At 40.6% G+C, this 11,668-nt stretch carries 11 protein-coding genes; all 11 read left to right on the forward strand.

Annotated features, from left to right (window positions below):
- Positions 1-129 precede the first annotated feature (129 nt).
- From EKM78_RS01445 to EKM78_RS01495, 11 genes are read left to right on the forward strand one after another with little or no spacing between them, the layout of a single operon-like run.
- On the forward strand, positions 130-3,804 hold the full coding sequence (locus EKM78_RS01445; protein WP_125768306.1) for a nitrate reductase subunit alpha: 3,675 nt from the start codon (positions 130-132) through the stop codon (positions 3,802-3,804).
- Entirely contained in the window at positions 3,794-5,353 is a 1,560-nt protein-coding gene (gene narH, locus EKM78_RS01450) for a nitrate reductase subunit beta (protein ID WP_125768309.1), read from the forward strand. The genes EKM78_RS01445 and narH overlap by 11 nt, the downstream gene beginning before the upstream one ends.
- Positions 5,346-5,945: a nitrate reductase molybdenum cofactor assembly chaperone gene (gene narJ / locus EKM78_RS01455; protein WP_125768312.1), complete on the forward strand. Its 600-nt coding sequence runs from the start codon at positions 5,346-5,348 to the stop codon at positions 5,943-5,945. The genes narH and narJ overlap by 8 nt, the downstream gene beginning before the upstream one ends.
- 2 nt (positions 5,946-5,947) lie before the next feature.
- A complete protein-coding gene (gene narI / locus EKM78_RS01460; protein WP_125768315.1) occupies positions 5,948-6,640 on the forward strand; it encodes a respiratory nitrate reductase subunit gamma in 693 nt (230 codons plus the stop codon).
- 15 nt (positions 6,641-6,655) lie between these two features.
- Positions 6,656-7,648 (forward strand): FecCD family ABC transporter permease, encoded by a 993-nt coding sequence (locus EKM78_RS01465; protein ID WP_125768318.1) that lies wholly within the window; start codon positions 6,656-6,658, stop codon positions 7,646-7,648.
- Positions 7,641-8,417, forward strand: coding sequence for an ABC transporter ATP-binding protein (locus tag EKM78_RS01470; protein ID WP_125768321.1), 777 nt, complete (start codon positions 7,641-7,643; stop codon positions 8,415-8,417). The genes EKM78_RS01465 and EKM78_RS01470 overlap by 8 nt, the downstream gene beginning before the upstream one ends.
- Position 8,418: 1 nt before the next feature.
- On the forward strand, positions 8,419-9,459 hold the full coding sequence (locus EKM78_RS01475) for an ABC transporter substrate-binding protein (protein ID WP_125768324.1): 1,041 nt from the start codon (positions 8,419-8,421) through the stop codon (positions 9,457-9,459).
- The gene (locus EKM78_RS01480) at positions 9,456-9,866 is read left to right on the forward strand and encodes a molybdenum cofactor biosynthesis protein MoaE (protein WP_125768327.1); all 411 of its coding nucleotides are present in this window, start codon (positions 9,456-9,458) and stop codon (positions 9,864-9,866) included. Before EKM78_RS01475 ends, EKM78_RS01480 begins: the two co-directional genes overlap by 4 nt.
- Entirely contained in the window at positions 9,863-10,102 is a 240-nt protein-coding gene (locus EKM78_RS01485) for a MoaD/ThiS family protein (protein ID WP_125768330.1), read from the forward strand. Before EKM78_RS01480 ends, EKM78_RS01485 begins: the two co-directional genes overlap by 4 nt.
- Positions 10,103-10,142: 40 nt before the next feature.
- Positions 10,143-11,315 carry a nitrate/nitrite transporter gene (locus EKM78_RS01490; protein ID WP_125768333.1) on the forward strand — a complete coding sequence of 391 codons (1,173 nt, stop codon included), beginning with the start codon at positions 10,143-10,145 and terminating at the stop codon, positions 11,313-11,315.
- A 14-nt stretch (positions 11,316-11,329) separates the two neighbouring features.
- Positions 11,330-11,650, forward strand: coding sequence for a metal-sulfur cluster assembly factor (locus tag EKM78_RS01495; RefSeq protein ID WP_125709312.1), 321 nt, complete (start codon positions 11,330-11,332; stop codon positions 11,648-11,650).
- Positions 11,651-11,668 lie beyond the last annotated feature (18 nt).

Genomic DNA, 11,668 nt, shown 5'->3' on the forward strand with positions numbered 1-11,668 from the left:
CGATCCCTCCATATATACGTTTACCCAAAAGGTTAGGGAAATTCCTAATCGAAGTCAATTAGGATACGTGCTAAATTTAATATGTAGAATTAGTATCGATAAATTACGATATTGATAGGGGAATTGCTTATGCTAGGATCAAAATTTTTTAAAAAAGTCGAAAAGTTTAATGGTAATTTTACCCAACTCGAAGAAAACTCACGTCGTTGGGAGAAATTATACAAAGAACGTTGGGCACATGACAAAGTAGTTCGGACTACTCACGGTGTTAACTGTACCGGTTCTTGTAGTTGGAACGTTTATGTCAAACAAGGTGTCGTAACTTGGGAGCATCAGTCAACTGACTATCCTTCTTGTGGACCTAACATGCCTGAATATGAGCCACGTGGCTGTCCTCGTGGTGCTAGTTTCTCATGGTATGAATACAGTCCTTTGCGTATCAAATATCCTTACATCCGTGAACGTTTGTGGAGAATGTGGGACGAGGCTAAGAAACAATATGATAGTCCTGTTGATGCTTGGGAAAGTATCGTCACTGATCCCGAAAAAACTAAAGAATATAAATCAGCCCGTGGTCACGGTGGCTTGATCCGTGTCAAATGGTCAGACGCTACTGAATTGATTTCAGCCATGTTGATCTACACTATCAAGAAATACGGACCTGATCGGATCGCTGGATTTTCACCTATCCCAGCTATGTCAATGCTCAGTTATGCTTCTGGTGCTAGATTCATTTCTATGCTTGGTGGAGAAATGCTTAGTTTCTATGATTGGTATGCCGATCTACCACCAGCATCACCTCAAGTTTGGGGTGAACAAACTGATGTACCTGAATCAGCCGACTGGTACAACTCACAGTACTTGATGATGTGGGGTTCAAACGTTCCATTAACGAGAACGCCTGATGCTCACTTTATGGTCGAAGCTCGTTACAAGGGTACAAAAGTCGTTTCTATTTCTCCAGACTATGCTGAAAATGTTAAATTCGCTGACAACTGGTTGGCACCACATCCTGGATCAGATGCTGCTTTAGCTCAAGGATTCACTCACGTTATCTTGAACGAATTTTATAATAAGAAACAAGTTCCTTACTTCATTGACTACTCGAAGAGATTTACCGACCTACCATTCATGATCATGCTCGATGAAAGTGAAACTAATCCAGAACACGTTGTTTCTGGACGTTTCCTCAGAATTTCGGACTTGACTGACAAAGAAGTCGAAAATGCTGAATGGAAACCAGTTCTCGTTGATGAAACTAATGATCAAGTAGTTGTTCCAAACGGAACTATGGGTCAAAGATGGGAAGCTGGCAAGAAGTGGAATCTTGATCTAACTGCTCCAGATGGTCACCAGATCGATCCAAGATTGTCATTCATCGAAAGTGGTAAGACGCAAACGATCGATATGCCTAGTTTTGACGCTTCTGGTAACTCGATCTATCAAAGAACGATCCCATATCGTGAACTTACTTTAGCTAATGGAAAGAAACAAAAAGTTGCCACAGTCTTTGACTTATTGATGGCTCAATATGGTATCAACCGTGTTGAAGCTGATCCATATGCAGCCAAAGGTTACGACGATGTCGACAGTTTGTTCACACCGGCTTGGTCTGAAAAGATCACTGGCGTTAGAAAAGACTTGATCGTGCAAGTCGCTAATGAATTTGCAAAAAATGCTGCTGAAACAAAAGGTAAGTCGATGATCATTATCGGTGCCGGTGTTAACCACTGGTTCAATTCAGACATGACTTATCGTTCAGCTATCAACATGTTGCTGCTTTGTGGCTGTGTTGGCGTTCAAGGTGGTGGCTGGGCTCACTATGTTGGCCAAGAGAAATTACGTCCTGCCGAAGGTTGGGCAAATATCACTTTTGCTAACGACTGGGCTCCAGGTGGTGCACGGCAACAACAAGGTACTTCATTCTTCTATTTTGCTAGTGACCAATGGAAGTACGACGAGTTAGACAATGCCGCACAAAAGTCACCAACTAAACACATCAAACACGGATATAAACATCCAGCTGACTACAACCAAATGGCTATTAGATTAGGTTGGATGCCATCGTATCCTCAATTCAATCGCAATAGTTTAAGCTTTACAGATCAATATAAGACTACTGACATCGAAGAAGTTTCTAAGCAAGTCGTAAAAGAATTAGTCGATGGCAGTTTGAAGTTTGCTGCTGAAGCGCCTGATGCTGATGAGAATCAACCTAAAGGTATGTTCATCTGGCGTTCAAACTTGTTTGCATCGTCTGGTAAAGGACAAGAATATTTCATGCGTCACATGCTCGGAGCTGAAAATGGCTTGTTAGCTAAAACTAACGGCAACTTCAAGCCCGAAGACATGGAATGGGATGACAAGTCGATCGATGGGAAATTGGACTTAGTTACAACATTCGACTTCCGGATGGTAACTACGCCACTTTACTCAGATATCGTTTTACCAGCAGCAACTTGGTACGAAAAAGAAGACCTTTCAAGTACTGATATGCACCCATTCATCCATCCATTCAACAAAGCTGTCGATCCACTTTGGGAATCAAAGAGTGATTGGCAAGCCTTCCAAGACATCGCTAAGGAATTTTCTGGCATGGCTAAGAAATACTTCTCCGGCGTTAAATACGATTTGAAGACACAGCCACTGGGTCATGATTCTAAAGGCGAGATCTCACAACCACTAGGTGAGATCAAAGACTGGAAGAAAGGCGAGATCGAAGCTATCCCTGGTAAGACGATGCCAAGTCTATCCTTAGTTGAACGTGACTATGCCAAGATCTACGACAAGTTCATTTCCCTAGGGCCTAACGCTCGTGGCAAAGTTGGTTCAAACGGATATAGCTATGATGTTTCCGATGAATATGATGAACTCAAGGATATTTTAGGAACTTACAACGAAGGGATCGAAAGGGGATGTCCAAAACTCGATGCTGACCGTAATGTTGCTGAGGCTATCTTGCATTTATCAAGTGCTTCAAATGGCCATGTTGCTAAGAAAGCTTGGGAAGACGCAGAAGAGATCACTGGTGAAAAACTAGCCGATATTTCTGCCGGACAAACTGAAAAGCAAATGACTTTCCAAAACATTACCGTTCAACCTCGTGAAGGGATCCCAACACCGATCTTCTCCAGTGCTAAGAATGACGGCGATAGATATTCACCATTCTCTGTCAACATTGAAAGAAACGTTCCATTCAGAACGATCACTGGTAGACAATCGTATTACTTAGATCATGAGATCTTCCAAGAATATGGTGAAGAATTAGCTACTTATAAACCAACGCTTCCTCCGTTTGTTATGGCACCAACTGATACCAAAGTTGAAAAAGCTGACAAAGAAGTAACGCTTCGTTACTTAACACCACACGGGAAGTGGAATATCCATACTACTTACCAAGATAACCTTTACATGTTGACACTCTTTAGAGGTGGTCCAACAGTTTGGTTAAGTTTGGATGATGCTAAGAAGATCGATGTTAAAGATAACGACTGGGTCGAACTATACAACAAGAATGGTGTAGTTACTGCCAGAGCCGTTGTCAGTCAAAGAATGCCAGATGGCACGATGTACATGTATCACGCTCAAGATATGGAAATCGAAGAACCATTATCAACGATTACGGGTAACCGTGGTGGTTCACACAACGCCCCAACTCAGATTCACGTCAAACCAACGCAAATGGTCGGAGGCTATGGACAACTAAGTTACGGCTTCAACTACTATGGACCGATCGGTAACCAAAGAGACTTATACGTAAACGTTAGAAAACTAAAGGAGGTCAAGTGGAATAATGAAGGTTAAAGCACAAATTTCTATGGTTTTAAACCTAGATAAATGTATCGGATGTCATACTTGTTCCGTAACATGTAAGCAAACTTGGACTAATCGACCTGGTGCTGAGTACATGTGGTTTAACAACGTTGAAACTAGACCCGGTGTCGGCTATCCCCAAAAATGGGAAGACGAAAGTCACTACAAAGGTGGCTGGAAACTAAATCGTAAAGGTAAGCTGGAATTACGTGCCGGAAGTAAACTTAACAAAGTTTCTTTAGCCAAGATTTTTTACAATCCAGACATGCCTAACATGGACGATTACTATGAACCATGGACTTACGATTACCAAACATTGTTTGGCAAAGAGTCAAAACATCAACCAGTAGCTCGTGCTAAGTCACAGATCACTGGTAAATATATGAAACTAAACAATGGTCCTAACTGGGATGACGATTTGGCTGGTTCAGATCGTAGTTTCGGCGAAGATCCTAACATGCAAAGTATCGAAGCTGACATCAAGGGTAATTTCGAAAAGACTTTCATGATGTACTTGCCTCGTTTATGTGAACACTGCTTGAATGCAGCCTGTGTTGCTTCATGTCCTAGTGGTGCCATGTACAAACGTGACGAAGACGGTATTGTTTTAGTCGACCAAGAACGTTGCCGTGGATGGAGATTCTGTATGACAGGATGCCCATACAAGAAGGTTTACTTCAACTGGAAGACTAACAAAGCTGAAAAATGTACTTTCTGTTACCCAAGAATCGAAGAAGGATTACCAACAGTTTGTTCAGAAACTTGTGTTGGCCGTATCCGTTACATCGGAGTGATCCTTTACGATGCTGATCGTGTTCAAGAAGCTTGTGAAGAACCTGATGACACAAAGCTTTACGAAGCACAATTAGGCTTGTTCTTAGATCCAAATGATCCAGAAGTTATCGAACAAGCTTTAGCTGACGGTGTTGATATGGAAACAATCAAATGTGCTCAACGTTCACCTATTTACAAGATGGCTGTTGAACAAAAGATTGCTTTTCCATTGCACCCAGAATACCGTACAATGCCAATGGTTTGGTATGTACCACCTCTATCACCAATTATGAATTACTTCGAAGGTAAGAACTCGATCAAGTATCCTGAACTTATCTTCCCTGCTATCGAAGAAATGCGTATTCCTGTTGAATACTTAGCAAACCTTCTAGCTGGTGGTAATACTGAAGTAATCAAGAATGCTCTATACAAATTAGCAATGATGAGATTATATATGCGTGCAAAAACAAGTGGAAAAGACTTTGATACTGAAAAACTTGACCGTGTCGATTTGACTGAAGAATCAGCTACATCACTTTACCGTCTACTAGCTATTGCTAAATATGACGACAGATTCGTGATCCCTAAGGCTAAGAAAGAAAAAATCGAACACGTTGAAGATGATCAAGGTGGCTTAGGCTACGAAGAATGTAACGGCTGTGCCTTAGCACCTGCTCATGGCAGCATGTTACGTAAAGCAAAAGCAGGAATGTCATCAAAAGATATTTATGCAGAAAGTTTCTATGGAGGAATTTGGCGTGATTAATATTGAGAAGCTCAATAGCTTAAAAGGTGGTTTCATTTATTTATCAAGAATGATCGACTACCCGACTCAAGAAGTATTAGAGCCAAAGTTTTTAGACGAATTCAAACGGGATTATCCAGAAACTCCGTATAAAGAAGAATTGATCGAGATCATTTCTGCGATGCAAGTCTATTCACTTGAAGATATCAAAACTCACTATGTTTCACTTTTTGAATTGAACAACCGTTACACGTTGTATATGACGTATTACAAGATGACGGATTCTCGAGAACGTGGACAAGTTTTAGCCAAACTCAAAATGCTCTATGAAATGTTTGGTGTCCAGATCGAAGGAACGGAATTGTCCGACTATTTGCCATTGATGCTCGAATTTTTGACATATAGCGATTGGAAAGATGACTACCGTCAACAAGATTTAAAATTATTGTTCTCTGTGATCGAAGATGGAACTTTCAATCTACTCGAGAAATCACAAGAACAATCAGATGACTTATATTTCAGAACTATCGGTATTGTTAGATCAGAGCTTCGATCGTGTGTTGAACAGCCAGATATCAAACAATCAGACATGACGAAAACAGGGGGAGAATAGAGATGAAAGATATCGGTGATTTCTTATTATGGTGCGTATTTCCGTATGTCGCACTAGGTTCGTTTATCTTCGGGACCATCATTCGCTTCACTTGGTTTAGATCAACGATCACAGCAAAATCAAGTGAATTGCTGGAAAAGAAAAATTTGATGATCGGAAGTATTCTCTTCCATGTGGGAATTATCCTAGTTTTCTTCGGACATGTAGTTGGTGTCTTGATACCAAAGGCTTTTACCGATTGGTTAGGAATTCCTAACGAGATCTACCATATCGGCGCTTTAGTAATGGGAGGGATCGCTGGATTCCTTGCTTTAGCCGGAATGTTGATCTTGAGTTTCAGAAGATTCAGTGATGATCGGGTCTTCAAGACTAGTTCATTTAGTGATCTAGTCGTTGATCTAGCATTCTTGATCGTTATTGTTTTAGGTTTGGCCGCATCACTTGGAGATGGGATCTTCTTCCATCCAGAATTCAACTATCGTTTGAATCTTTCAGTTTGGGCTAGACAATTGTTCTACTTCAGACCGGACTTCCACTTGATGCAACAAGTTCCATTGACTTTCAAGTTCCATGTTATTTGTGGGCTTTTAATCTTTGGATTCTTCCCTTACACTAGATTGGTACACGCACTAACGTTACCATGGCAATATCTCTTCAGAAGCCCTGAAGTATATCGTCGCAAACCAAGAATTTAAGAGGGGAAATATATCGTGGCTAAAAATCACAAGAATAAGATCGTAATGGTTTTGGCAGTTGTTTTACTGATCGTTTTGGTCGTATTGTCGATGATGATCGGTCGGTACAACTTGTCTTTGAATGACGTGATGAGCTATTTCTTCAATCGAGCCACGAGTTCAACGAAGTTAATACTCAAATTAAGATTTACTAGAATATTGGCAGTTATATTAGTTGGCGCGGGTCTATCCATGGCCGGCGCCACTTTTCAATCTATTTTCAATAATGGATTGGCTTCACCCAATATTTTAGGTGTAGCGACGGGATCGAGTGTCGGTGCCGCCTTTGCTATTTTGTCAGGAATGCCGATCTACGTGATCGAATTAAGTGCTTTTGTAATGGGGATCTTGACGATGTTTTTGACATTGCTCATCAACCATTTTCTCCGCAACAATTCCGGGATGACTTTGATTTTAGCCGGGATCATCATCGCTGGTCTGATGCAGTCAGTTTTGGGATCGATCAAGTATATTGCTGATCCGGAAGACCAACTTCAAAGCATCGTTTACTGGGAATTAGGTAGCTTTATGAAAGTCGATCTTAGTTCACTAGCCTCAGTTGGTCCGGTATTATTGGTCGGTATTCTATTTTTGTTTTTTGCACGTTGGCGATTGAACGTTTTGTCATTAGATGAAGCATCAGTCAAGACGATCGGGATAAATCCAGTTTTAAATCGTAATTTAATGATAGTAGCAGCGACATTGCTAACTTCCGCTGCTGTCTGCCTTTGTGGAGTTATCGGCTGGGTCGGACTAGTTGTGCCGCATATTAGTCGCAGCATCGTAGGTGGGGATAATCGGATATCTTTGCCATTGACTGGTGTCGTTGGCTCGATTTTACTAGTTATTGCTGATACATTGGCACGCAGTATTTCGGTGAACGATATTCCATTGAGTATCGTCACGGGATTTATCGGTGTACCGATCTTTGTATTCATTTTAATAAGGAGAAAAACTACCGTTGTCTGAAATTTATACTAAAAAATTAAGTTTCGCCTATGAAAGTCAAACAATCATCGGCAATGTCGATCTATCGATCGATGATGGTCAAGTTTTGGTCATTTTAGGTCCCAACGGCATCGGGAAAAGCACCTTATTATCATGTCTGAGTGGACTTCATAAGAGTTATCAAGGAATGATCAAACTAGAAGACCGTGAGTTAAAAGATATTTCTAGTAAAGAGCTGTCGCATCGACTGGCGTTAGTCAGCCAAGGCGTCAACATCAAGAGCAGTCTAAGTTTGTACGATTATTTGTTGCTAGGTCGCAGCGCATTTCACGGGATCTTTGCACAGCCGGACAATTCTGATCATGAAAAAGTTGACCAAGTCTTAGATCTGATCGGACTGACGGATTTTGCTGAATCAAACGTTCAAGATATGTCAGGTGGGCAGAAACAATTAGCCCAGATCGGCCGGGCGTTAGTACAAGAACCGCATCTCTTGATCATGGATGAGCCCACTTCTGCGCTAGACTATAAAAATCAAATTTTAGTTTTAAAATTAATAAAAGCCCTTTCAGATAAAGATATTTCTATTATAATAAGTACACATGATCCCAACCAAGCAATGATGGTTGGAGACATGGTGGGATTATTGATCGACAATCAAACTTACGTTCAAGGTCAAACAGAAGAGATCTTGACGGAAGATTACTTGTCAAACTTGTACAAAACACCAATAGTTTCAACGTTTAACGAGGATCTACAACGAAATATTTTTGGGACGAGGATGGATTAATATGAAAAAGAAAAAGACTCTAATAGTCGCTTTTTTGGCGATATTATTGCTGGTAGCTTTTGGGGGTTCATATGGCAATTCTCAAGCTGCTTCGGATACGCGTGTCGTTAAAGATAACAGTGGCAAGAAAGTTAAGATTCCTAAGAAAGTCAAGCGAGTGGCCGATTTGTGGCACGCTAACAACCCAATTTTGTTAATGCTTGGCGGTGAAGATGATCTGGTCGCGACGACGCAATTAATTCGCGATAATAAGCTGTTGACGCGACTTTATCCTGAGGTCAAGAAGCAAGCCGTTCCTTTCAATGGGCAAAGCGTTAATACTGAAGAGTTGATCGCCCAAAAACCGGATGTAGTTATCAGCGCCGACAAGGCACAGATCGAGACGATCCGTAAAGCTGGCATTCCGGCTGTCAACTCAATGTTTCAAGATTTTAAAGGAATGAAGAAAACGGTTACATTAACTGGTAAAATATTAGGAGGCAAAGCTAACAAGAATGCTGCCGCCTACAATGAAAAGCTCAATGACGATATTCGCGAAGTCAAACGTAGAACTTCGATGGCAGGGACACCAAGCGTCTTGCACATCGTTAATAAGACTGATCTCACTAAGGTCGATGGACGTAAGACCATCGTTGACCAGTGGATCAAGACTGCTGGTGGTAAGAACGCCATCAAAGCTAAGGGTAATATGATCGATGTTTCTGCCGAAGAGATCATCAAAGCTGATCCAGATATTATCATCGTTGGTAACACTACTAGCAAGAAAGCTTTGAAAGCCTTGAAGAAAGATTCTCGTTTTAAATCGCTCAAAGCCGTTAAGAATAAGAAAGTTTATGGTAATCCAACCGGGATTTTCCAATGGGATCGCTATTCAGCTGAAGAGTCACTCCAATTGTGGTGGGCTGCTAGCAAGATCCATCCCGAGGAAATGAAGGATGTAAATATGACCAATAAGGTCAAGAATTTCTACCAAGCATTTTTCAACCATAAATTTACTACCAAAGAGGTCCACAAGATCTTAAATGGGGAGGTCATTAAATGAGCATTGTCAAGATCGTTGAAGAACCAATTGACGTTGCGGGCCTGACCGAAAGTTTGATGCACGATGAATATGGCGGGATCGATACTTTTATCGGTACGATCCGCCAGTTCACTGATGAAGTTGAAACTGAGAAGATCGAGTACACGACTTATAAGAATATGGCAGAGAAAGAAATGCATAAGTTAGCCAACATTGTTTTAGACAAAGGGATGGACGTGGTTATGGTCCATCGAGTTGGTGAGTTAGCTCTTGGAGAAGTTGCCGTCTTTATTGGCGTAGCCGCACCTCACCGTGCCGAAGCATTTGAGAATTGTCAAATGTTGATCGATACCTTGAAGAAAACTGTGCCAATTTGGAAAAAAGAGTACGATAAAGATAAAATTCGCTGGGGAGGTCTAGGAGAATGAAAGTTAAACTATTTTCAGTCTTAGCTGAAAAAATCGGTCCCTCGATCGATTTGAATTTGCCAGATCAATTTAAAAGCCAAGATGTATTGAATCAGATCAAAGAACTGCATCCTGATTATGCAAATGTTTTGGACCAATCTTTAGTTGCGGTCAACGAGGAATATACTAACGACCAAGATATTAAGTTAGAGTCGGTTGACGAAATTGCGATTATCCCACCAGTTAGTGGGGGCTAGGATTTTATTTTTAAGTTAATAAATAATGGGGGTATGTAAGATGGAAAGCAAAGGTAAATCGTATCTTGCTTTAGCAATGGGAACATTGTCGATGATGGTTTGTTTTATGGTATGGCTATGTTTGTCACCACTAGTTGATGTCATTTTGAATAACGCAGGTGTCCAAGTTTCCGAATTCCAACGTTCATTCTTATTAGCTACACCAATTTTATTAGGTTCAATTATGAGAATCCCAATGGGAATTTTGACTGATAGATGGGGCGGTAAGAAAACTTACATCGTCTTAATGATCTTCTTGATCATTCCTGTTTTGATGATGCCTAGAGTGCATTCATACGGAATGTTGATTTTTACAGCATTACTACTAGGAATGGCTGGAACATCATTTGCTGTTGGTGTTTCGTATGTTACCGGATTTTTCCCACCAGAAAAACAAGGACTAGTTTTAGGTATTGCTGGTGTGGGTAACATCGGTACTGCCTTTTCAGCTTTTTTCCTACCAAGATTAGTTAAGAGTATGGGTCTAGAAGGTATTTTTTATTTATTAGTAGTATTACTAGTTATTTTTGTGATTTTAATGTTGTTCTGTCCAGAATCAAAGACGAACAAAGAAGCAACGATCGGCAAGTCATTGTCAGTTGCTAAAGAAAAAGATACTTGGTTCTTGGCTTTGTTCTACTTCTTAACTTTCGGTATGTTCATGTCGATGAGTAATTTATTGCCAACGTTTATGACAAAATTATTCTCACAATCACTAGTAGATGCAGGTATTTGGGCAGCTATTTTCGCTGTTATCGGAACGTTGGTCCGTCCATTAGGTGGATATTTATCAGATAAGATCCGTCCAATGACTTTGTTGAGATATGACTTTATTGCTTTGATCGTCGTAGCGATCGTCTTTGGTATTTTCTTGAAGAATCAAGGGATTTTCTCAGCTATCGTTGTCATTATTGCTATCCTTGTTGGTATGGGTAATGGTATCATCTTCAAAATGGTTCCATTCGTATCATCAGGAAATACCGGTGCTGTTACTGGATTTGTTGGTGCCATGGGTGGTCTTGGTGGATACTTCCCACCAATCATTTTAGGTATTATCAAACAATCAACTGGCGGTTATGAGATCGGAATTTATTTGATCGCCGTAGTTGCCTTGATCTGTTTAGTTCTTTTGCAAAAAGAATACATTTCTGGTCAACACAAGATCGTGAAATAAAGAGAGGGAAAACTATGGATGAAGAAACAAAGAAACAAAAAGTTGACGAAATCACTAATGCTTTGGAAGCAGTGATCGATCCCGAATTAGGTATCGATATCGTTAATTTAGGCTTGATCTATGGTATCGACATCGAAGGAACAAAATGTACAGTTACAATGACTTTGACCACAATGGGCTGTCCATTGAGCGATATGATCAACAATGATATCCATCAAGCTGTTGAATCAGTCGACGGAGTCGAAAGCTGCGACATTAATTTAGTCTGGTACCCAATTTGGGATATGACTAAAATGAGCCGTTTTGCCAAAATTGCATTAGGAATTCACGGATAGTTTTTAAAACGAGGAGAT

Source organism: Companilactobacillus furfuricola, from assembly GCF_003946325.1.
GTDB lineage: Bacteria > Bacillota > Bacilli > Lactobacillales > Lactobacillaceae > Companilactobacillus > Companilactobacillus furfuricola.